The organism is Desulfobacter postgatei 2ac9, from assembly GCF_000233695.2.
In the GTDB taxonomy this organism is placed as follows: domain Bacteria; phylum Desulfobacterota; class Desulfobacteria; order Desulfobacterales; family Desulfobacteraceae; genus Desulfobacter; species Desulfobacter postgatei.
Window position 1 is genome coordinate 3,099,501 of sequence record NZ_CM001488.1, and the last position, 22,138, is coordinate 3,121,638.

The 22,138-nt window shown below is 45.7% G+C and carries 18 protein-coding genes; 8 read left to right on the forward strand and 10 right to left on the reverse strand.

What is annotated here, in order from left to right:
* Positions 1-733: Druantia anti-phage system protein DruA (locus DESPODRAFT_RS14330; protein WP_004074356.1), on the forward strand; the 733-nt coding region annotated here is incomplete at its 5' end.
* 1,237 nt (positions 734-1,970) lie between these two features.
* Here the strand turns inward: DESPODRAFT_RS14330 and DESPODRAFT_RS14335 are convergent.
* The 4 genes from DESPODRAFT_RS14335 to DESPODRAFT_RS14350 all read right to left on the reverse strand — a co-directional run bounded on the left by DESPODRAFT_RS14335 (position 1,971) and on the right by DESPODRAFT_RS14350 (position 5,112).
* Positions 1,971-2,885 (reverse strand): hypothetical protein, encoded by a 915-nt coding sequence (locus DESPODRAFT_RS14335; RefSeq protein WP_040016004.1) that lies wholly within the window; start codon positions 2,883-2,885, stop codon positions 1,971-1,973.
* Between the two features lie 3 nt (positions 2,886-2,888).
* The gene (locus DESPODRAFT_RS14340; protein ID WP_004074361.1) at positions 2,889-3,125 is read right to left on the reverse strand and encodes a hypothetical protein; all 237 of its coding nucleotides are present in this window, start codon (positions 3,123-3,125) and stop codon (positions 2,889-2,891) included.
* A gap of 68 nt (positions 3,126-3,193) precedes the next feature.
* Entirely contained in the window at positions 3,194-4,792 is a 1,599-nt protein-coding gene (locus tag DESPODRAFT_RS14345) for a sodium:solute symporter family protein (RefSeq protein WP_004074362.1), read from the reverse strand.
* A gap of 29 nt (positions 4,793-4,821) precedes the next feature.
* Complete coding sequence (locus tag DESPODRAFT_RS14350) at positions 4,822-5,112, reverse strand: hypothetical protein (RefSeq protein WP_004074363.1); 291 nt, start codon at positions 5,110-5,112, stop codon at positions 4,822-4,824.
* A 458-nt stretch (positions 5,113-5,570) separates the two neighbouring features.
* Here DESPODRAFT_RS14350 and DESPODRAFT_RS14355 point away from each other — a divergent pair, with 458 nt between their 5' ends.
* The 3 genes from DESPODRAFT_RS14355 to DESPODRAFT_RS14365 all read left to right on the forward strand — a co-directional run bounded on the left by DESPODRAFT_RS14355 (position 5,571) and on the right by DESPODRAFT_RS14365 (position 9,491).
* Positions 5,571-7,073, forward strand: a complete 1,503-nt coding sequence (locus tag DESPODRAFT_RS14355; RefSeq protein ID WP_157488492.1) for a dynamin family protein — start codon at positions 5,571-5,573, stop codon at positions 7,071-7,073.
* Between the two features lie 52 nt (positions 7,074-7,125).
* Positions 7,126-7,971 carry a formate/nitrite transporter family protein gene (locus tag DESPODRAFT_RS14360; RefSeq protein WP_004074367.1) on the forward strand — a complete coding sequence of 282 codons (846 nt, stop codon included), beginning with the start codon at positions 7,126-7,128 and terminating at the stop codon, positions 7,969-7,971.
* Positions 7,972-8,285: 314 nt separating this feature from the next.
* A complete protein-coding gene (locus tag DESPODRAFT_RS14365) occupies positions 8,286-9,491 on the forward strand; it encodes a DUF2333 family protein (protein WP_004074369.1) in 1,206 nt (401 codons plus the stop codon).
* A gap of 278 nt (positions 9,492-9,769) precedes the next feature.
* Here DESPODRAFT_RS14365 and satP read toward each other — a convergent pair whose 3' ends face one another.
* From satP to DESPODRAFT_RS14395, 5 genes are all read right to left on the reverse strand, one after another.
* Entirely contained in the window at positions 9,770-10,327 is a 558-nt protein-coding gene (gene satP / locus DESPODRAFT_RS14370) for an acetate uptake transporter (RefSeq protein ID WP_004074372.1), read from the reverse strand.
* A gap of 359 nt (positions 10,328-10,686) precedes the next feature.
* A complete protein-coding gene (locus DESPODRAFT_RS20650; protein ID WP_216594009.1) occupies positions 10,687-11,436 on the reverse strand; it encodes a transposase in 750 nt (249 codons plus the stop codon).
* Complete coding sequence (locus DESPODRAFT_RS20655; RefSeq protein WP_216594010.1) at positions 11,375-11,995, reverse strand: transposase; 621 nt, start codon at positions 11,993-11,995, stop codon at positions 11,375-11,377. The genes DESPODRAFT_RS20650 and DESPODRAFT_RS20655 overlap by 62 nt, the downstream gene beginning before the upstream one ends.
* A gap of 418 nt (positions 11,996-12,413) precedes the next feature.
* Positions 12,414-13,844 carry a sigma-54 interaction domain-containing protein gene (locus DESPODRAFT_RS14385; protein ID WP_004074374.1) on the reverse strand — a complete coding sequence of 477 codons (1,431 nt, stop codon included), beginning with the start codon at positions 13,842-13,844 and terminating at the stop codon, positions 12,414-12,416.
* A gap of 605 nt (positions 13,845-14,449) precedes the next feature.
* Positions 14,450-14,674: a hypothetical protein gene (locus DESPODRAFT_RS14395; RefSeq protein WP_004074375.1), complete on the reverse strand. Its 225-nt coding sequence runs from the start codon at positions 14,672-14,674 to the stop codon at positions 14,450-14,452.
* Between the two features lie 338 nt (positions 14,675-15,012).
* Between DESPODRAFT_RS14395 and tnpC the strand changes: the two genes are divergently transcribed.
* The 4 genes from tnpC (at position 15,013) to DESPODRAFT_RS14415 (ending at position 20,607) form a co-directional block, all read left to right on the forward strand.
* Positions 15,013-16,665: an IS66 family transposase gene (gene tnpC, locus DESPODRAFT_RS14400; protein ID WP_004074376.1), complete on the forward strand. Its 1,653-nt coding sequence runs from the start codon at positions 15,013-15,015 to the stop codon at positions 16,663-16,665.
* Positions 16,662-17,528 carry a DUF4338 domain-containing protein gene (locus tag DESPODRAFT_RS14405; protein WP_004072428.1) on the forward strand — a complete coding sequence of 289 codons (867 nt, stop codon included), beginning with the start codon at positions 16,662-16,664 and terminating at the stop codon, positions 17,526-17,528. Before tnpC ends, DESPODRAFT_RS14405 begins: the two co-directional genes overlap by 4 nt.
* A 419-nt stretch (positions 17,529-17,947) precedes the next feature.
* Positions 17,948-19,357 carry an FAD-binding oxidoreductase gene (locus DESPODRAFT_RS14410; protein ID WP_004074377.1) on the forward strand — a complete coding sequence of 470 codons (1,410 nt, stop codon included), beginning with the start codon at positions 17,948-17,950 and terminating at the stop codon, positions 19,355-19,357.
* Positions 19,354-20,607 (forward strand): (Fe-S)-binding protein, encoded by a 1,254-nt coding sequence (locus DESPODRAFT_RS14415; protein ID WP_004074379.1) that lies wholly within the window; start codon positions 19,354-19,356, stop codon positions 20,605-20,607. The genes DESPODRAFT_RS14410 and DESPODRAFT_RS14415 overlap by 4 nt, the downstream gene beginning before the upstream one ends.
* On the opposite strand, the gene DESPODRAFT_RS18775 is transcribed toward DESPODRAFT_RS14415, so the two are convergent.
* Entirely contained in the window at positions 20,600-22,129 is a 1,530-nt protein-coding gene (locus DESPODRAFT_RS18775) for an MgtC/SapB family protein (RefSeq protein WP_004074381.1), read from the reverse strand. The two genes, DESPODRAFT_RS14415 and DESPODRAFT_RS18775, sit on opposite strands and share 8 nt — an antisense overlap.
* Positions 22,130-22,138 lie beyond the last annotated feature (9 nt).

Sequence of the window (22,138 nt, forward strand, 5' to 3'; positions counted from 1 at the left end):
CGGATGGAAAAACCAAAGATATGTCGTGCCGTGTTGCTATGCTGAAGATGGAAAAGGATGGGGTGATATGCCTGCCGCCCTCTACTCAAAAACAAAGCGTGACCGACGCATTAAATTAACGTCAGCTACGGATCCGCAAAGCCGGGTTGTCTGTCCGGTTCATCGTTTGCCGGAACTTAATTTGCAGATCGTTACCAAAGCGACATCTGGTTTGTGGAATGAATACATCGAAAGGTATCATTATCTTGGGCATAAGCCGTTGCCAGGTGCCCAACTTCGATATTTCATTACTGCCGGCGAACAGATCGTTGCCCTGGCAGGGTTCGGTGCAGCGGCATGGCAAACCGCACCAAGAGATCAGTTTATTGGATGGACTCATGATCAAAGAAAGGCAAATTTGCATTTGATTGTGAATAATGCCAGATTCCTTATTTTGCCATGGATTCAATCAAAAAATTTGGCATCCAAAGTTCTCTCATTAATCACACACCGACTCCCGGATGATTGGCACAACAAGTATAATATCCGGCCTGTCCTGCTTGAGACGTTTGTTCAAAAAGATCGTTTCGCAGGGACCTGTTATAAAGCCGCAAACTGGCAAATTGTTGGAGAAACTAAAGGGCGGGGTAAATTAGGTGCTAACCCAAAGAAAGGGACGGTGATTGTTCCCATCAAAGATGTTTGGGTTTATCCTCTGGACCAGAATTTTAGGACGTTACTCAAATCAACTTAAAAATGACTAACCCGAATATTTACGTTCAGGTGTCCTTTTTTTCAATCATCTTCAACAGGATATGAAAGCAAAACACAGCCTCAGCCCAAATGGTAATACGGATAACTCCTGATTATGAACGTTATCTTTGCGAAAAACGGTTTCCGGTTTAAAGAACTTGACCTGATCATCCCAACGACTGCGAATTGAACTTTCCATTCCCCCCCTCCCTTGTCAGTTTTAGGTTAGCTTCTCGTACTCTTTTTTTTGTCGAACAATATTTCTACCCACAAAATCCCGATGGAATTATTGTTTTACTATAAAGCAGGAAAAATCCGGTATAATTAGGATACGAAAACAGAATGCAGCTACAGCCCAAATTGCAATACAGGTAACAATGGCGCGAACGTCGTTTTTGAGAAAAGTGCTTTGAGGTTTAAAGAAATTGATCTGGTAATTATCACTACTGCTAATTGTACTTTCCATTTCCCCACCCTTGTACTTTTTAGTTTAGATCCACGTACTATTTCGTACCATGTTTCTTTGTCGGACAATATTTATACCCACCAAATCCCGGTGGCGTTATTGTTTTACTATAAAGCAGAGAAAATCTTACATTAACATTCATTAACTATCATTCATTAGCATTTATTCCTTCATAGCAGAAAAATAATTTAAATGTCAAAAACAAAAATACATTTTTTTTTCGAATCAATGAAACATATTGGAATCAAAACAAAAATTTATCTATTATTTTCTTATGCCGCCTCCCTGATCGAACCCGGCCATAAAAAACAGGCTGTAAACAGAAGCCGGACATGTCCTAAAAGCAGTCAGGTTCGGATATTGCGATAACTACGAAATATTGTCGGAAGGGTTTTGGAAAAACCAACACACTTGAATTCGCAACCTAAGAAACTTAGTTATAAATATTTTTTGACCATTATTTGATCTTGATATAGACTTTTTTAGACTTTTGAAGTTCCTTATTAATCCGGTTGTTTTTCTTTACAGATGATAGCCGGCGACCTACATGTTTAATGGCATTTTCCTCTTTAATGCTATGTTTTTCGCCGACGGTAACGGCACGACGAAAGTTCATTTTACAAAAAAAGAATCAAAGTGACGGCTGACAGACAAGCCAACGATTAACACACGTTTAATAGTATTGAACGTGGAGATCCGCCCCTGATCAAATCCAAAATGAAAAATATTTCAAACCTATATTGAGACAAATTGACGGAACAGATCACCAGGGTTATTGAAGGGTCACTTCGCTGAACGGGCCGACGGCCGCAAATCGGCTTTCATCCAGGGTCTCTATAACCTTGGCCTCACTCAAGGTCATACGTTCTTTTTTGATCATTTTCGAAATCACGGCAGGGGTTGGGCTGCTGGTATTTTTGACATATTGGGCTTCGACGGAAAAATCGTTTTGAACCGGATACCCTTTGATCTGGATAAGGGATTCCCGGATGGGATCCAGCGGTCCCTGCCAATACCGAAGCAGAAAGTTCAATTGTCCCAGCCGTTCGGCTTCAACTCCGAGGGTTTCGGCCAGGCGCCGGTGAAAATCATCATATTGATCAGCGCCGGGCACGGCATCCGATACCCACAGGTGCTGGCGGATCAGCGTGATACTGGCCGCGCTTTTTTTAAGATCCCGGGTCTCCAGCCGCAAATCGGCTTCAATGAATCGACACGGATATCCGCCCACCGTTTTTGTTTCAGGATCCACTGTGATGGAAAATACCGGTTCTGCCACCTCGTAACGGGCGTTTATAATCTGAGCAGTCCCTTCCGTCATGGGGCTATCGACCTGAAGCATCCGTGCATGGTGCATGTTCTCAAACGGCAGGGTCAGAATTTTATTTTTATACCAGTCAATTTCCCGGATCTGGCGCTTCTCCAACAGAAAGTGGGTGGTATCCCGCTGCTCCTTAACCTCACCGAAAAACCGCTTCATCCAGCTTCCGGTGTAGCGGGTCTGTTTGTCCACCAGCATGGCCCGGGGGGTGTACCCAACCCGAAGTTCGGATTCCTGTTTGCCCATGAGGTATTCATCGCTCTGGTAATTGTGGACGAACAGTACGTCACCAAAACAGACCGGAGCAGGCATGGCGCATACCACCGCAAGCCAGAGGCCCAAAAGCATTCCAAAATATTTTATCAATTTTTAAAGCCCCAGCAATTTTTGGTGAAGATAGGATAGACCGAACATGGTCGCCAGCGGAATCCCCAGCCCAAAGACCGAGCCCCATAAAATGCTTCCGCTCGGGTCAAACCCATATGGTTTGATAAAATACAGAAGAAAATTGATGCCGATCCCTGTGAACAGATAGGTATTGTACCATCTGCGTTTGTTTTTTTCCCAATTCTGCAATCGTTCGTTGCGTTCTTTTTCCATTGTCATGATTACCTGCTTCATATTTACGCATAAAACGCCACCCCTGGGCATGGCGCCGGGGTGGCGTGGACTGCTTATTGTTCCGGTCTTATATCCAGTGAGTATTTCTGGATCACTTCTTCTTTGCACGGTTTCGTCATCAGGCTGACGACTATGAAGAAAATAAATCCGACAAATACCCAGTAGAATTGATGCGGTGTGCTGATTTTATTGGCAGGATCACTGAGAAAAAACCAGTGATAGCTGCCCAGTTTATATTGTGCATACATCCATGACCCGGTTGAAAGTATTGTCATTACCAGGATGTTGGCGATGGCAGCGGTTGTAGTACTCCGGGTCCACCAGATGCCTAGAATCAGCGGTGGGCCGACGGAACAAAGGATAACGATAAATGCCGCCCCGGAGATATCCAGAACCAGTGCCGGCGGATTGAATGCGAAGCACATAGAGACGAACACGATCAGTATGGTCATAACGCGTGTGGCCTGTACAGGTTTATTCTCGGGCCAACGGCTGCCAAAGACTTTTCCCACCAGATCCCTTCCCAGCAAAACGTTAAGGACCATGGTCCAGCCCGCGGCTGTAGCCATGGCGATGGCCAGGCCGCCCGCCGCCAGTACGGAAAGGAGGAAGGGGCTTTTCAATCCCTCCACGGCGGCAATCATTGAATAATCGGTGACAGATGCCCCGGCAACACCGTATGCGGTCTTCATGTGTTTGAGTACCCCCATGGCGTCGGTGATGCCTTCGGTCTGCATAAGCGGATGAAGGGTTTCGATCAACACCCTGGCCCCGGTGCCGATAATAACCAGCCCGCAGTACATGGCACCGCCGATGGCTACGGCCCAGAAAACGCTGCGCCGGGCGGACTTGATATCCTGGGTGGTGAAAAAACGAACCACGGTGTAAGGCATGGCGGAAAAACCGAAATGCCATACGAAGAAGAAGCCCACCACGCCGGTCCACGTCGCCATAATGGGGTGGGATGCGGTTTCAGAGACATAGGGCATGTTAAAGAAATTGCCGTTGTTGGCCAGCACCGCGTCGGTCAGACCGTTCAATCCGCCGAAGTTAAAGATTACATATCCGGCGGCCAGTAATGCGGCGACAGTCATGGCAACGCCCTGGAACGCCGTTGAGATGGTTGTGGCAACCATCCCGCCGAAATAGATATATGCAAAAATGACCACGGATGCCAGGATGACGGATACATTGAAAGGAATTTTCAGGATAGCCAGCAAAAAAAGGGCCGTGCCCACGATGGACAAAATGACATATGCCAGTCCGCCGATGAGTGTGGGAATGCCCGCTACGAGGCGAAGCCATTTTGTATCATAGCGGTCTGCGTAATAGTCCGTGAACGATGTCGGGGCATACTTACGCAGGGGTGCAGCTGTCAGCAGGGTTGCAATGGGCATGCCCCCGATGATACCCACGAGTGCCCACCAGAAAGGGTAGCCCAAAATAAAAATAAAGGCCGGCAGCCCCAGAAAACTGGCCGGGCTGAAATATGTGGCGGCCAGCGCCGACCCGTTAACGATGGGGCCGACTTTTCGTCCGGCCACATAGAAATCGGACGAATCCATGGATGCCTTACGCGAATACCATCCGATATAAAATATCACTGCAAAATAGAGTACGGAACCTAAAATGACGATTGGATTAACACCCATTTGCTGCCTCCTTAATATGTCGCTGCCGATCAGTTTTCGTGAACAATATTGGCACCCGTGTGCGCATCCTGTGTCTGGCGGTTTTTTCTGGCCTTTATTCTCTCTTCTCTTTTTTCCTCAAACCTGTAGTAGAGAAAAGAGATTATTATGTTCATCAGCCAGAGGCCGACAAGCCAATTATAGAAGTAGCAGGCCGGCACCCCCATAAATTTTTTCAGTGGAAACCCGGGGATTGTCATTTCCAAAATCATGAAGATGCCAATCCAGCCATACATCAACGCCGTTCCTGCCCAGAATATCTTCGGCATACCCTTAAACATCTGTCGTCCTCCTTTTTAGATTTCCTTTGTATAGAATTTCAGGAACCCTTTCCCGATGTCCGCCTCCCCCATTTACGCAACGCCCAGAGAAAACCAAAGATCTCAAAAACGTCGAATGAAATTATGTAAAAAATAAAGATAAAACAATCAGGAGAAGACTGATTTTCATGTCCGTTGATAACCTGAGTGCTTTGTAGGTGAATGGGTATGGGATTGTCTATGAAAAAACCTACAAAATACCGGTCAGATCGGCAGAGCCGATCCTGCGGAACATCTCAATCTCACAGGAGATGCCGCTAAAAAAATTTTTATCCCCAAGGCCGGATGATGCCATGTTTCAGGCTCTTGATAATCTTTTTATTCTTTGTTATACCTTGCTTGGAAAAATGACAATATCTGCCGCCTGGTATCATGATTTTGAGCGGTACATCTTATCTGACATTATTTCGGAGAAATCCATGCATCGTGAAAATTATATGAATGCCCTTCGGGAAGATATCGTGGATACCATAACTACACACCTGACACCGATGGCCCAACGGTACGGTTACAGCGACATACCTCTGGAGACCAATGTAAAATGGCGTCCCATGGTGCTGGTCATCGGCAACTATTCGTCCGGCAAATCTTCCCTGATCAATGAATTTCTGGGTGCAAAAATTCAGGACACAGGCCAGGCCCCCACAGATGATTCATTCACCGTACTGACCTATGATGATTCCGTGCCGGAAACAGAAGGAATACAGGTGGTGGAACAACGAGACGGCAAGTCCCTGCTGAATGATCCGGAATACCCCTTTTCCACCCTTCGCAAACACGGCCAGCGTTTTGCAGCCCATTTTCAACTGAAAAGAATAAACTCGCCTTTTTTGAAAAATCTTGCCATCATTGATACCCCCGGTATGCTTGACAGCATTTCCGAGATGGACCGCGGATATGATTATCAGGAGGTCCTCGGTGATCTGGCCCAGAAAGCCGGACTGGTGCTGGTTCTGTTTGACGCCCATAAGGCCGGAACCGTGCGGGAGGCCTATAAAAGCATTCGGGAGACGCTGACCGCCCATACCTCTGAAGATCGAATCATCTTTGTACTCAACCGTATTGATGAATGCACCACTTTTAATGATCTGCTGCGGGTTTATGGAACCTTGTGCTGGAATCTTTCCCAAATTACCGGACGAAAGGATATCCCCATGATCCGGATGACCTATTCGTCCAATGCATCCACCATCAACAAAAATCCGGCAACTCAGCCCCCGTTTCTCCCCCTTCTTGAAAATCAACGGGAGGATTTAAAACAGACCATTTTAAAAACTCCCTTGCGCAGACTGGATCATCTGGCCACCTATCTGGAGATTCACGGGGAGCGTCTGGCCCATTATATTGAAGCACTTCAGGCCTTTGCCCTGGAATTCCAAAGTTTCCGCATAAAAAAAATGGTTATCGGGCTTCTGATCAGCCTTCTGGGAGGAGGCCTGATTGCCTTTACCTTGATGATGCTGGCCGGAATGGCGGATCCCACCATCCTGTTGTCCGTGGGCGGTATCGGTGCCGGTCTGATTATGACTTTATGGCTGGCATTTTTCCAGAAAAAGCTGGAACAAAAATTTCGCATCACTCGGCTGGAAGATCTTGATACCCTCACTCCCATTACAGACCAGACCCGCAAAGACAGTTGGGGCGCTATCCGGGATCTGGTATATCAGCATTTAAAAAACAACAAAGGCGATTATACCCTTTATGAGCTCAAATTGGATCGATTTGACATCCGGCAGGTCAATGAAAATGGCACACAAAAGATTCGGGAGGCCTTGAGCGAATTCCGGAGCATGTCTAAGGATGATTTGGAAGAATGGGAAAAAAACAGTGTGGTCCGAGAAGCTTATAAAAAGGAAAAAAAGAAAAAAAAGGAAATGGCCGAGGCCGAGCTTCTGACAGACACGATACGGCATTTGTACTAATCAAATAAGGCCATGATGGCCATTGCCACAGATGAAACAAAGAGAAGCAACGATGAAAAATTTCCTTGCTCCGGAAGAATTGGCCCCAACCCTGGTCTCCTGGGGAGCAAACAAAGCCAATAAATTAATTTTGCATCTTCTTCTGCTTGGCTTTCTGGCCGGAGCCTATATCGGTTTTGCTGCCCACCTGGCAACTGTTGTTGGAACCGGTGCATTCGGCTGGATTGGTTTAAAAAAATTTTTTATGGGTGCGGTCTTCAGCGTTGGTCTGATGCTGGTGATCATCCCTGGTTCAGAACTTTGGACAGGTAACACCATGATGACCATGGCCCTGCTCGACAAAAAAATCACCTTGATCCAGATGGTGCGTAACTGGTTCTGGGTCTATCTTGGTAATTTGCTGGGATCTGTCTTTCTCGCCTGGATGATCGTTTCTCAAACCGGTCTCATGGATGGTGTTTTTGGCGCCACCGCTTTGCAAATAGCAACAGCCAAAGTGACCACAGAAATTGCCGGCAGTAACCACAACCTTGCCTATTTCTTCCGTGCTGTCGGTTGTAACTGGCTTGTTTGTCTGGCTGTATTGCTGGCCATTTCTGCCCAGGAAATCAGTGGTAAGATTTTGGGGATTTTTTTCCCGATCATGGCCTTTGTGACAGCAGGTTTCGAACACGCCATTGCCAACATGTACTTCATCCCTGCGGGAATCTTTGCCAAGCAGTTGCCGTTAGCTGTCAGAGGCTCAGCCATTGACGCTACATTACTGACCAGGCTCAACTGGTCCAGCATGTGGCATAGTAACTTGATTGCCGTCACCCTAGGAAATTTTATCGGTGGTGGAATCTTCGTTGGCGTTGTCTACTGGCTGGTCTATCTTCGTAAAGAAAATTCCAGATAGGAACGAGTCTTCAATAACTTGCCCATTTTGATATATCCGGGTTAAGTTATTTCGATCTCATTCCTGAATGTGGACAAAGTGTTTATTGTTTGATAATCTTTTTATTCTTTGTTATACCTTGTTTGAAATAAAAAAGGAGGTTCCTATTCCTTTGTCAACGCTACAATCTAAGGCGATTGTGGGGGCCCGGAAATATTTACCCCCCCCCTGCTGGAATATTGTGATGCCCGGAACGTGACTATCCGGGTTGGAGATATATATAAACTCAGAGTAGCTTAACTCATAAACTTTTTTTTATTGGCAAGGAGACAAATATGGAAGAGGCGAAGAATGCTGACAACGTTGGGGATGCTGTAAAAAAAAAGAGTTTTTTAAAAAAGATACTCTTAACCAAATGGTTTGTCATCACAGTGTTGATCCTGGGCGTTTCCGGGTATGCGGCATGGTGGGGCTGGGGTATGAATTGGTGGACGGATTTTTCGGCAAAAATAGGCGGTCAAACCCATGGGACGCAAGTTGCCCAGAAAATAGACGCAGACCATGACACTGATAGCACGGCAAAAGACACCACACATGGCACCCAGACCACGCATCAGCCCGCGCTACAAAAACAGGATTCCCACGTAACCGCCCAGCATACGCCCGAACCCCAAAATCACACAACCCCTCAAACCACTTTTAATAAGACCGCCGATGAACATAAAACAGTCACTCATGCGCCCTTAAAACCGGCTGCCGAAAATGTAACGGCGCATGCCGCGCCAGTGGTTCGCACAGGTCCCCATGGAGTGGCCTTTGTGGATGCCTGCATCCGCCCCCTTGATTATGAGTTAAACCACAGGTTCTGGGGATGGCGGCCCAATGACATCATCAGATTTACCGATAATATCAATAAATTGCAATTGGGCATTTTGGAAGTGACCCGCAGAACAGCTGTGGCATTGGCCGAAAACCTGTCACGGACCGGAAGCACCGACGCATATATTCCCAGTCTGGAATACGCCATGAACTCATTCATGATCAAATCCACCGAATATATGTTTCCATCGGCTGAAAACAAATATCAGGAGGGGTTGGACGAGTGGCGAAATTATCAGAAAATGCTGGAAAAAGGGGAGGCTAATTTTTACCGGCGGATAGACAACCTGGTTCCTTTGCTCAAGGCATATGAAAGCATCCTGGGCAGTTGCGATGAAAATCTGGTCAAGGAATTGGGAAAGATCAGTACCTTTAAGGCCGATGATGTCTTTTATTACACAAAGGGCGTGGCAACTGCCATGGCCACAATCCTTGAGGCAGTGGCCGTGGATTTTCACGACACCATCTCTGATCAGGGCACGGATCTAATCCATCACGCTGTTGAAGCCCTTCATCATGCCTCGCACCTGGACCCCTGGATCGTTCTGGAGGGCAGCCCGGACGGCGTATTAGCCAATCATCGGGCCAACTTAGCAGCCTCTATAAGCCATGCCCGCTTCTATCTTGACGTACTCTCCAGGTCACTAACAGGCAACCTGTAACGCATTTTTTTAATATGGGCGTACGCGATAGTGCCCGCCATTCATCCTCTTTAAAAATTCCCACAAACAAGAAACAAGCGTATAGCAACATCATGCCTTTGAAACAAAGGGCATGATGAATATTTGATTTTTTTTGGACATCTTTTAAAGCGGATTATTATGAGACGGATTTTCAGGATTATATAACCGTCTAAGATCGTTTGCTTATATTTGTGAAAGCCCCCTTTTCAGTTTTCTGAAGTAAGGGGGCTTTGCTTTTGGGGTGGGATTAGGTTAGATTAGCCAACTGGAAGGATTACTTTACGGTATTGTTCGTTGAGAACTTCCGCCATGGCAAGATAAATAGCGCTCAGTCCGCAGATGATACCTTCAAAACCGGCAATTGTTCCGATAAGATGTGAACCTGTCCAGTCTTTGACTGCAAGAAGAAAAAACAATACCGTCAACGATGCAAAAACAAATTGAAGCCCTCTGTTCGATTTTAATGTTCCGAAAAACATGAACAGTGTAAAGATGCCCCACATGAAAAGGTAGCAAGCCATGAATTTTGCGGGCGTCGGATCTGCCCAGCCGAGTTTAGGCAACAGGATAAGCGCCACCAGAGTCAACCAGAAGTGACCATAGGATATGAATGCTGTAACTCCAAATGTATTCCCTTTTTTAAACTCAAGAATGCCGGCGATAATCTGCGCCGTACCCCCGTAAAAAAGGCCCATTGCCAGAATCATGGAACTGATTTCAAAAAAACCGGCATTATGAATGTTCAAAAGCACAGTTGTCATTCCAAAGCCCATCAGTCCGAGAGGTCCCGGATTTGCTAATCTTTCGTCTTTCATCTTCTTACTCCTGTCTCCAAATAATTAAAAAAAAACGGTAAAAATACCCCTTATAAAAACTCTTCTCTGTAAACCTGCCCGGAAGATTCCACAAGAGGGGGGGAAGGGAATCCGTCAGGTGATTAACAGACGATTTCAAAGCATCTGTAATTTTTTTGTCTCTTTTTAAAAAAATCTTCTCTGCCAACCTGCCCGAAAGATTCCACAAGGGGGGGGAGGGGAATCCGTCAAGCAGTTAACAGATGGTTTCAAAGCATCTGTAATTCTTTTTAGTCTCTATTCATACACAATCTCAGCAGTAAGCAAGTCTTAAAAGCAATCTCACAAAATCTTTAAATTTTTATTCAATACCTTCGCCACTAAGCAGCCTTTTTCTCCCCATGAATCCGTCCTAAGACAGGAATCTTTTCAAATAGCTGCACAATATTAATCGGTTTTGTGTTTTCAGGAAGTATTTTAAATATTTCCTGTGCATAACGAAGGCCGTGATGACGGGCTTTCAGGTCGAGAATACTTTTTTCACCGGATGTCACCAGCATTGCCTGAGAAACATTGACCATCCACATGGATAAATTGGCGGAGTTGATGACTGAGTGTTCTTTTATGACCATGAAATCCTCAAGACCCCAGTGTTGTTTTGCATCACGAAAGTTAAATTCAATCTGGAATCTCAAACGGTAATAGTCAATGATATTTTTCCAGTCAAGTTCAAGATCGGTGCTAAACAGAATTACGGTGGCTATCTTACCCGTTTTTACGTTTTTTTTCTCTATGATTACTACGTTCAGAGCGTCAGTAAATTTTTTGTGTATCACGTTCATTTGGTAGATGCGGGTGAGGATCTGTTTTTTTGTCTCTTCTGATTTTAGATGCGCCGCAGGAAGATTTTTATAATCAACTTTGTCACCATAAACTGGGAGCCGCCCCTTGCCGGAATAGACTCCATCCCACTTGAAATACAGGGCGGAGTTGTTGCGTAATTTAGAGATTAGATCCAAACCGACTTGTCGTGTCATTTGAACAGCCGCATTATTGCCAAATGCACCGTCATATAGAAAGTAAACAGGTTGGAGCGTCTCCCCAATCAGCTTTAAAAGTTTTTGCAGCATGGTCTGTACCTGCGTCATCTCTGCATTGAGTACAACATTGCGGTTGTTCTTGTTTTTTGAACCTTTGGGGTCTTCCTCGACCTTGCTTTTCTTTTTTGCTTTTCGTTGTTACAGGCTTTTTCGACTTTGGCTTTGGAAGCATCTGTTCTATCAAGATTGGCCATGAAGTTCGTTTTTCAACATCCAGCAATGAAAGGGTTTGAAAGGCAATACCAGGAACTGCACGTGAGTAGATAGAAGAGAAAAACCTGCCAAGACCAAAGGTTCTCTTACCTGACTTGGTTACTGTTGTGGCATCGCCCGCAATAAGAATGATGCTTGATTTTTTCAAAAATGTTTTCGCTATTGCCCAGTTGAGTGAACACCAGGGAATATTTTTTGAAAAAAAGCGTTGTATAGTACGATAGCTGCATCCTTTCTCTGTCCAGCGACTGATACCCAGCATGGTAATTCTACCTGTCATCATCAGCAAGGCTTGACTGATAATCAGAAGGTGACGGTAAGTGTTTATGTCAAGTAAGGGGTGCATACAAGTTAAAAGTGTGGTAATTTCATTCATGAGCAGTTTTTCCTTATAATATGCTTTGTAGTGATCGTATATCATAACAGAATAACTGCTCATTTTCATACTCAACTCAATTTTAGTTTGGCGAAGGTATTGTTATTAGCAAGCATTTAAATACTTATTAGCAAGCATTGTGCCATCGAACCATTACGGCTTTGTCGAGCCGGTTTATTGCCGCAAACAATAAATCTATCCACCTATTATCATTATTAAAAATATGGATATTTTAGTTCTGCTCGAAAAGAAGGGGTGGCTGGAAAGGCTTTAAGGAAAAAAAATGCTTTGAGCGGATATGTCCCAGACTACCCAACACCAAAAAATAACTTATTGAAATATAAACAAATAAATAAATGGGCGTTTTTGTCCCATTTGGGGCCAACTCGACCCACAAAACATTGTTTTCGGATGGTGTTTATATAGCGCTTATGAGCCCGTGAGCCATCATTTTGCGATAAAGTGTCCTGCGGGAGATACCCAGTTTTTCAGCGGCTTGTTCTCTGTGCCACCGGCAGTTATTAAGGGCAGAAAGAATAAGCTGCTTCTCAAACCGGGCAGCGGCATCTGTCAGCGGAAGCTCTGTTTCTGAATCGGAAACGGTAACGATTCCGGAGGGCGGTTGAGGCTGAATTACAGGGGGGTCGATATCCGGGAGAGCCATAAAATCAAGGCTGTTGAAGGTAACGTATCTGCGAAGAACATTCTGCAACTCCCTGACATTTCCGGGCCAGTGGTAATTGTATATCTTTTTTATGTCTTTTCCGGGCAAAACATCAAAGTGAAGGGGTGAATCCATCTGGCTGAAAAAATAATCGGTAAGGAGAGCAAGGTCTTCCTTGCGTTCACGAAGGGGCGGAATATCTATTGGTATCACATATAGACGGTAAAAAAAATCGCTGCGGAACCTGCCTTTTTGAACCTCCTCCCATAAATTCTGGTTGCTTGCGGCAACAATTCTGAAATCGGAATAAAGCACCTCAGTACTCCCGACCGGCGAAAACCCGCCTCCTTCTATCGCCCGCAAAAGCTTGACCTGCATGCTCAAGGAAAGTTCTCCAACCTCATCAAGAAACAGGGTGCCGCCCTCTACATTGGAAAGAAAGCCCTTCTTATCACTATATGCACCGGTAAAGGCGCCTTTTACATGACCAAAAAACTCATTTTCCAAAAGAGCTTCAGAAATAGCACCACAGTTGACAGGAATAAATGGTGCGTCTTTTCTTTGACTGGTATCGTGTATGGCTCTTGCAACCAGCTCTTTTCCTACCCCGGATTCGCCGTAGATAACAACACTGTCAGCACTGGCTGCCGCCCGTATAATTACATCATAGACCTCCTGCATTTTTTTACTTTTGCCGATGATATTGCAGAACTTGAAACGCTCACCCATAGAGGACTGCAACAGTGAATACTGTTGCTGGAGCTGTTCGGATTCACGCTTCATGGCCTCTTTCTGAATTTTGCGAAGCGTAATATCCTGAAGTGTTGTCACTGCCCCTGTAATGTTGCCTTCATCATCAAAAACAGGGGCCGCCAAAAAATATATATATCTTGGTTTTCCGTTAAAATTTTCAAAATAGTCTGTTGCTTCCCAGGCATTGGGCACGATGCTGGACTGGGCCGGTTTTTTTGTGCCATATTTCTCAAGAAATTTTTCATAGTCCTGCTCGACCACAAGATCGGCCAAAATAGGTCTTTTTTTTGGATAAAAAATCTTCCACTGATCGTCCGTGCCGACAATCTCCTCAGCGGAAACACCGGTGAGAAGTTCACAGGCTTTGTTCCAGGCCTTTACCTTGTGGTCGGTCCCTATGGCAAACTGGGCAATCGGCGTATATTTAAGCACAATAAAATCCTGCCCCGAAAACAGCTGTTTTTTCTATAACACTCAACATTTTCCCTGATATTCTTTAAGTTTATCAACTTACGCCCAAAAGCCCAACAGACTGCATTTATACCATTTTATACGGATTATAAAAAGGTGATTTTGTATATGGCTGAATAGCATACTCAACCCACTGTGAACAAAGGTTACAACAAAATTTAAAAAAAAAGGAAACAAAATTAGTTCGTATTCCTCCAGAAACATCCTTTTTGTCCGATTGTGAGCAAAGCTCTTCTTCGAACCCGCGTTGGGTGAAAATTTAACCATCGGAATATTCAATCTGTGGTGAAAATTTTCATCCGCCTTGGACTTACACAAAAAGTCTTATTTCTGTACGGATACGAACGAAACCTGTCTCCCTTTTTGTAAATATAAATCGCTTCTGCTAATTTCGCTTTTTGCGGTAGATTGGCAAAAATATACGGCTGCCACAAGGAAATCAATACCTATCTGCGACAACAAATCGTTATCAGGTCAGGTCTTGAATTGTAATAAAAATAACAATCTTAAGACCCGACCCTAAATTCCATTTCTGAAATTCTGCCGGCGCAAAGAAGGAAAAAACATCACCAATGCAAAGAAGAAAAAATCATCACCAGCGCTACGAAAAAAAGAGCTGATGAGAATATCCGTGCGGTTTGAACTGCAGTGCATTGATCAGAACCGACTGGATCAGACAAAGACAAAAATTTGGTAAAAACGGACCATGCATAGATAAAACGAAATACTATCTGAATAAGGATAGTGGCAACGACGACAAACCAACGATTCATAACTTTTTCGGTAGACATTGGGACCCCCCCCCTTTTTTTTGTTGAAATTGTAATTAAACATTCCTGAAGAATTAACTACACTTTCAGTCTGCCGGGGAGAAAAGTGCTAAGCACTTGCTAAGCCTAATTTATTTAAAAGCTAAGAGCGTCTAAAATTCTGCGATCCCCCCCGGATCGATCGCAGCAACTTATTCACCTTAAGTAGGCTTGTTTAAACATTTAATGATTGTTGTTTCGTAAATATTCGGGTTAGTAATAATTTTTTCTCCCATCTCAAAAAAAGCGGGACACTATCATAAAATATTGATACAAGAAGAAGCATGGTATCTTCTTGTCAAAAAATATCAGCAGTGTGCATGCATCAAATTGATGGTCAGACTATTGATCTGCAGGCTGATTCACAGCCATATATTTCAATCCCAGAGAGCGAATATCTGGAATTAAGAAACCAGGTGGGGTATTGGAAAGGCATGCACCAAAAAGCTCTTTTGCGGGAAGAAGGGCTCAAGCAAGAAATAAAAGAAAAAGATGGCCAAATCCGGGATCTGAAAAACCGATTATTTGGGAAAAAAACCGAAAAGAGACCTTCAAAAACAGAAAAAGCCAATCCAAAATCAAATGAAAACAAAAGGCCTCGTGGTCAACAACCTGGAAGTGAAGGTCACGGCCTGACAGAGCGTCCTGATCTTCCTGTAGTATACGAACAAGCTTGTTTTCCCCAAAATCCAGTATGCCCTTGTTGCGGGTTGCCCTATACACTTGATGGGAGTTCAGGACCTGAAACCCAAATTATTGAGGTTGACGTCAAAGCCTACACAAGGAGAATTGTCCGTCAGACAGGAACAAAAATATGCTCGTGCAAAGGGGTGCCTCAAACGATTACTGCGCCAATGCCTCCAAAGCTGATGCCCAAAAGCCCATACGGAATTTCAATCTGGGCAGACGTTTTGTTGAACAAATTTCGTTATTGCCAGCCGACCAATCGTCTTTTAAATCATTATGAGGAGCTTGGTTTACCCATTTCAGCCGGTACAATTTCAGGCGGCTTGAACAATCTCAAAGAATTATTTGAACCCATCTGCAACAGGCTTTACCTTCAACAAATGACCGAAGACAGATTCCATCAAGATGAAAGCAGCTGGAAGGTTTTTGAAGAAATTGAAGGTAAAATCGGAAATAAATGGTGGTTATGGGTCAGTCGTTCTGAATCCGTTGTCTATTTCCTGATTGCGCCGGGACGAGGTGCAGATATTCCGATATCATATTTTAAAAATACCCGGAAAGGTAAAATCATTGTTGTCTGCGACCGATACAGCGCCTATAAATCACTGGCTAACAAAATGCCTTTCATTATTCTGGCCTTTTGTTGGGCACACGTCCGCCGTGATTTCCTGGATGCAGCCAGGAAGTATCCGGAATTGGAAGAATGGGCGTTTTGCTGGATTGAGAAAATCGCACAGCTGTATCATATAAACAACCTTCGTTGTGCAGCCTTTGATAAAGCATTACCTGTGCAATGGCAGTCGGAATCATTCAAAAAGCGACATGAATCTGTGATTAACAAGATGAATGAAATGACGCAGGACCGAGATGCATTTATAGAATCACACAATCCCGATGACCCTAATTCCACCCTGTTATCCAATGCTAAATACAAAATTTTGAAAAGCCTGAAAAACCATTGGGACGGATTGAGTGTGTTTGTTGAACACCCGGAAGTCCCCATGGATAATAATAAAGGTGAAAATGCCATTCGGAATCCAGTAACAGGTCGTAGAAATTTTTATGGTTCAGCAAGTGTATGGAGCGCTCAACTGGCAGCAATGATGTTTTCACTTTTTAAAACCTTGGAGTTGTGGGGACTGAACTGTCACCACTGGTTAAATTCGTACCTTAATGCCTGCGCTCTAAACCATGGGAAAGCGCCTGAACAATTATCACGGTTTCTTCCCTGGGAAATGGATAAGGCCCGCCTGGAGAAATTGTCAAAACCGATAGATACCTCATGATCCGATACTGTGGCCGGGATTTTACCCGAACAGAAATAACACAGATCAAGGCTCTCATAAAAAACAATCCCCAGTTCAACCGAACGCGACTTTCAATAGAGGTGTGCCGGATTCTCCAATGGTTCAAACCGGATGGAAAAACCAAAGATATGTCGTGCCGTGTTGCTATGCTGAAGATGGAAAAGGATGGGGTGATATGCCTGCCGCCCTCTACTCAAAAAACAAAGCGTGACCGACGCATTAAATTAACGTCAGCTACGGATCCGCAAAGCCGGGTTGTCTGTCCGGTTCATCGTTTGCCGGAACTTAATTTGCAGATCGTTACCAAAGCGACATCTGGTTTGTGGAATGAATACATCGAAAGGTATCATTATCTTGGGCATAAGCCGTTGCCAGGTGCCCAACTTCGATATTTCATTACTGCCGGCGAACAGATCGTTGCCCTGGCAGGGTTCGGTGCAGCGGCATGGCAAACCGCACCAAGAGATCAGTTTATTGGATGGACTCATGATCAAAGAAAGGCAAATTTGCATTTGATTGTGAATAATGCCAGATTCCTTATTTTGCCATGGATTCAATCAAAAAATTTGGCATCCAAAGTTCTCTCATTAATCACACACCGACTCCCGGATGATTGGCACAACAAGTATAATATCCGGCCTGTCCTGCTTGAGACGTTTGTTCAAAAAGATCGTTTCGCAGGGACCTGTTATAAAGCCGCAAACTGGCAAATTGTTGGAGAAACTAAAGGGCGGGGTAAATTAGGTGCTAACCCAAAGAAAGGGACGGTGATTGTTCCCATCAAAGATGTTTGGGTTTATCCTCTGGACCAGAATTTTAGGACGTTACTCAAATCAACTTAAAAATGACTAACCCGAATATTTACTGTTCGACATACGACTTTTCATTGTTCTCTACCATTTCAAATCTCCCTCTCCTTTCCTACTCCTACCGATTTTCTGTTGGATCGCCGCATCCACCTTTCGGTGTGCTTAGGTAAAAAAAAATAAGGTCCTTGGTTAGAAAAAAGACCTTGTACGGTTCGAACAAGGCCCTTTGCCTGAACGATATCCGAATTGAAAATCTCTACCTTTTTCCTTTAATGAATGCAAGAACTCTTTATTAGAATTTGCTTCTCTATCAACCCATATGATGATCTGGTCAAAAGTCAGGCAAAATGAGCAAGTTATTTAAGACCGGTTCCTAAAGTTGCCAGCTTGACCGGGTTGGCCATTTATAGTACAAATTTTTTTCATTTTACCGGCAGCAGGAAACTTAATTTATGATATCTGAAAAAGTGATTCAGGAGCTCAAAGAGATCTGTGGTTCCAAATTTGTCAGCAGCAACATGACGGACCGCATCCTGTACAGCTATGATGCCACACGCAAACAATTCCTTCCGGATGTGGTGGTGCATCCTGCGGATGCCCAGGCCGTATCGCGGATCATGAAGCTTGCCCATCACCACCGTATCCCGGTTTATCCCAGGGGGGCCGGCACCGGATTCACCGGTGGCGCCCTGCCGGTCCACGGAGGAATGGTCATGGGGATGAGCCGAATGAACCGCATCCTTACTATTGATCAGGAAAACCTTGTGGCCGTTGTGGAACCCGGTGTCGTGACCGGGGACTTTCAAAAGGCTGTGGAGGCCATGGGGCTGTTTTATCCCCCGGATCCGGCATCTTTGAACGTCTCCAGCTTAGGCGGGAACGTGGCCGAATGCGCAGGCGGTCCCCGGTGTGTCAAGTACGGCGTGACCAAGGACTATGTTATCGGCCTGGAGGTGGTGACGCCCACAGGCGATCTGATGGAAACCGGTGGCACCACCATGAAGGGGGTAGTGGGATACGACCTGACCAAGCTCTTCTGCGGTTCGGAAGGAACCCTGGCCGTTATCACCAAGATCATTGTCAAGCTGCTTCCCAAACCCCAGGCCAAGAAGACCATGCTGGTGGTGTTTGATGCCATTGACGGTGCTGCCAAGGCCGTATCCGCCATTATCCGCGAGAAGATCATTCCCGCCACCCTGGAATTCATGGACGGCCGGACCCTGGACTGCCTCAGGCAGACCGCCGGGTTGTCCTTGCCTAAAGGCGCCGGAGCGGCCCTGATTATTGAGGTGGATGGCGACACGGAGTTCCTGGATAAGCAGGCCCAAAGGATTTTGAACGTGATTGAATCTCTCGGCGTTCTGGAGAACCGGGTGGCGAATACGTTTGAGGAAAGCGAAGAGATCTGGAAAATCCGCAGGGCAGTATCCCCCTCATTGAGAAAACTTCAACTGGAAAAATTCAACGAAGATATCTGCGTACCCAGGTCCAGGCTACCGGAGATGATCCGGCGGATCGAAAAGATTTCCGACCACTATAACCTGCCCATTGTGAACTTCGGGCATGCCGGCGACGGAAATATCCATGTCAATATCATGGCGGACAAATCCGATGCTGAGCAAATGGCCAAGGCGGATCAGGCTGTTGAGGCGCTGTTCCGGGCAACCCTGGAACTGGGCGGAACCATGAGCGGAGAACACGGCGTCGGGATCATGAAGGCCCCTTATCTTTCCCTTGAGCTCTCAAGTCAGTCCATCCAATATATGAAAATACTAAAAAAAGCCCTGGACCCGCATAATATTCTCAATCCGGGAAAGATTTTTCCAGACGATGCCCACGCGCTTCCAGGAGAGATGAAATGAAAGATCTGGAACAATACCGGGAGTGGAGCCAGGCCTGTGTCAAGTGCGGTGCCTGCCGGGCCACATGCCCGGTGTTCAAGGCTGAAAACCGGGAAGGCGCTGTGGCCCGGGGAAAAATCGCCCTTGCCCAGGCCATGATGGACGGGCAACTATTTGCCGAAGAGAGACTGGTCCATGAACTGTCCCAGTGCCTGCTGTGCGGCAGTTGCACCCACCTGTGTCCCAACCAGGTGCCTACCTCGGAGATTGTGGCTGCGGCCCGCAGGGAGGTGGCCCGGAAAAATGGGCTGTCCGGATTTGGAAAAGGCGTGGCGGCTTTGCTGACGCATAAAAAGGCCATGGACTGGATGAGTAAAGGTTCAGATTTGGCATCCAAACTCCTGTGCCGGCAGATTCCCGACACAAGCGGCCTGCGACTGCGGTTTCCTGTGCCGGGCATACCTGAGGAACGCACCTTTCCAAAACCGTCATTCAAACCCTTTTTAAAGCGTGAACTCCGGCAGACGGTTTCCCGTTCAGCAGGCCCCAGGGTGCTGTTTTTTACCGGTTGCGGTATCAATTATATATACCCTGAAATCGGTGAGTATCTGGTGCGAATTCTCAATTTTATGGAAATTCATGTGACACTTCCCGACGAACAGGTCTGCTGCGGGCTTCCAGCCCTGTCCGCCGGTGCGGGGGATGCGGTGGAGACCCTGGCCAAAAAAAATTTAAAGGCTTTAAAAATCCACGCGTTTGACTATGTGCTCACGGCCTGCGCCTCCTGTTACGGGGCATTGGCCGGGATTTATCCTACGCTTGGGACAGACTATGTGCCCTTTGCCGAAAAGACCCGGGACATCATGGATTTTTTGATGGATATGGGCCTGGCAGCCAGACTGGAAGCGCTTCCCCGATCAGCGGACCGGGTTAAGGTGACCTATCACGATCCCTGCCATCTGCGGAATCACGGTCTGACCCGCCCCCCCAGGCAGTTGCTTTCTGCCTTGCCCCAGGTCGACTATGTTGAGATGGCGGATGCCGCAACCTGCTGCGGTCTGGGCGGGACCTTCTCCGTTCACCATTACGAAACCAGTCAAGAGATCGGTAACCAAAAGGCGAAGCATGTTGCCCAAAGTGGGGTCCAGATCGTGGCAACGGCCTGTCCGGGATGCATAATTCAACTTCAGGACAGCCTTAACCGCCAAAAGATTCCTGCCAGGGCAGTTCATCTTCTGGAACTGGTCAGCCAGGCACTGCCTGTCAAGTAATGTAATAAAAAGCTGCTGTGATCATGCCGGAAATACAGACAATGATGAATGATATGGCCAATTGTCGAAAGAGTTTGCGGCTGCCAAGGGTAAAAACATAAAAAAGTTTTACAAGTGTATTTGAGATGGCACCAATCACAAGATTTAAACTGGCCCAATCCAATGAAACGATTCCTGCTTTTTGTGCATCACTTAAAGAAAAGGCGATGGCGTCGACATCAACCAGGCCGCTGATAATCGAAACAAGCGGCAACCAACGGTCTCCAAAGTAAATTGTTGCCAGCCGGGTCAGGATCAGTATCGCGCTGAAAATTATACCGAATGTGATGGCTGATTTCAGGCAGAACGGATTCTCCAGCTTCATCAGGGCCTTATTTTCAGCACTTTCCTTATTCCGTTTTAACGAAAAATAGAGCGCAAGAAGGATTCCCGTTGTTCCCATAATCACCATTGGCAGGACAATATTTTTCATCATCTCATAGTTCACAATGGCAATTTCAAGCAGCAATCTCGGGAACATTATGGAAGATGCGAGCAGGATGGCAACTGCAAAGCTTCTGTTGAAAGCCGGAGATTCCAGGCTTCTTTTCGCAAAAGAGACCGTGGTGACGGTTGAAGAGGCCAATCCGCCAATAAAGCCGGTCAGGCCGATACCTGCGCCGGGTCCAAGTATTTTGACGGCAATATACCCCACCAGACTGATAAACGAGACCAGCACGACAATTAACCAAATTTTGTAAGGGTTTAGGGCTTTCAGGATGTTATACAGCCAGAGGATATCAATGTTTTTTTCAAGGGTCTCCCCTTCAAGGGGCAGTGTTTCACCTTCCTTTTTGAATTTTCCGGTGATCACGTTTCCTTTATGCGATTTTACCGTAAAGGGTCCGAGTTGCTCTCCGGAACTTTTGTACAGGAGAACAACGTCTCCCGAAGCAAAGGATGGGATATGATCCATTCTAATGCAAAGTTCACTGCTGCTTTCATCGTAGGCGTGAACCGTGCCAAATGTGGTTTTCATATAATCAGACAATGGCTGGTTGGGGAAAACAGGAAGAATGATGAATGTTATAATCAGGAATTTTATTCCGGCCTGAAGTTCAAACAGCTGTATTTCTTTGGTGAAGGATTGAATCGCCTTTTTTTGTGATAAAATGACCAGGACTACGATGGCAATGGCAATGGCCATTTCTTTGAAACCGATAACGATCAACACGCCGAGGAAAAAAGTCAGTATTACCGCAATTTCAGTCGTGATGCCTGCATCCCGTTTGCGATTAATCCAGTACCCACTCAATAGAAAGGACAATATACCTAAAAATCCGCCCAAAATGATCCAGGGACTTTGGAAAAATTGGCTCAAATATCCTGAAACCGATCCAATCAAGGCAATCAGGATAAAATCACGCGTCCCTGCATGGGGATTTTCAGATCCGGCCATGTCCCGTTCCAAACCCAGAGCAAAACCGACCAGAGCCGTTAATCCAAAATTAACAAATTGTTCAAAAATAGGATTTTGAATCATTTCGATCTA

Bases quoted from the DNA above. Each gene is read 5' to 3' on its own strand.
- DESPODRAFT_RS14395 (WP_004074375.1), bottom strand. From the start codon at position 14,674: ATGTCTACCGAAAAAGTTATGAATCGTTGGTTTGTCGTCGTTGCCACT.
- DESPODRAFT_RS14355 (WP_157488492.1), top strand. From the start codon at position 5,571: ATGCATCGTGAAAATTATATGAATGCCCTTCGGGAAGATATCGTGGAT.
- DESPODRAFT_RS14365 (WP_004074369.1), top strand. From the start codon at position 8,286: ATGGAAGAGGCGAAGAATGCTGACAACGTTGGGGATGCTGTAAAAAAA.
- DESPODRAFT_RS18775 (WP_004074381.1), bottom strand. From the start codon at position 22,129: ATGATTCAAAATCCTATTTTTGAACAATTTGTTAATTTTGGATTAACG.
- DESPODRAFT_RS14415 (WP_004074379.1), top strand. From the start codon at position 19,354: ATGAAAGATCTGGAACAATACCGGGAGTGGAGCCAGGCCTGTGTCAAG.
- DESPODRAFT_RS14410 (WP_004074377.1), top strand. From the start codon at position 17,948: ATGATATCTGAAAAAGTGATTCAGGAGCTCAAAGAGATCTGTGGTTCC.
- DESPODRAFT_RS14340 (WP_004074361.1), bottom strand. From the start codon at position 3,125: ATGACAATGGAAAAAGAACGCAACGAACGATTGCAGAATTGGGAAAAA.
- DESPODRAFT_RS14345 (WP_004074362.1), bottom strand. From the start codon at position 4,792: ATGGGTGTTAATCCAATCGTCATTTTAGGTTCCGTACTCTATTTTGCA.
- DESPODRAFT_RS20655 (WP_216594010.1), bottom strand. From the start codon at position 11,995: ATGAATGAAATTACCACACTTTTAACTTGTATGCACCCCTTACTTGAC.
- DESPODRAFT_RS14360 (WP_004074367.1), top strand. From the start codon at position 7,126: ATGAAAAATTTCCTTGCTCCGGAAGAATTGGCCCCAACCCTGGTCTCC.
- tnpC (WP_004074376.1), top strand. From the start codon at position 15,013: ATGCATCAAATTGATGGTCAGACTATTGATCTGCAGGCTGATTCACAG.
- DESPODRAFT_RS14405 (WP_004072428.1), top strand. From the start codon at position 16,662: ATGATCCGATACTGTGGCCGGGATTTTACCCGAACAGAAATAACACAG.
- DESPODRAFT_RS14350 (WP_004074363.1), bottom strand. From the start codon at position 5,112: ATGTTTAAGGGTATGCCGAAGATATTCTGGGCAGGAACGGCGTTGATG.
- DESPODRAFT_RS20650 (WP_216594009.1), bottom strand. From the start codon at position 11,436: ATGCTGCAAAAACTTTTAAAGCTGATTGGGGAGACGCTCCAACCTGTT.
- satP (WP_004074372.1), bottom strand. From the start codon at position 10,327: ATGAAAGACGAAAGATTAGCAAATCCGGGACCTCTCGGACTGATGGGC.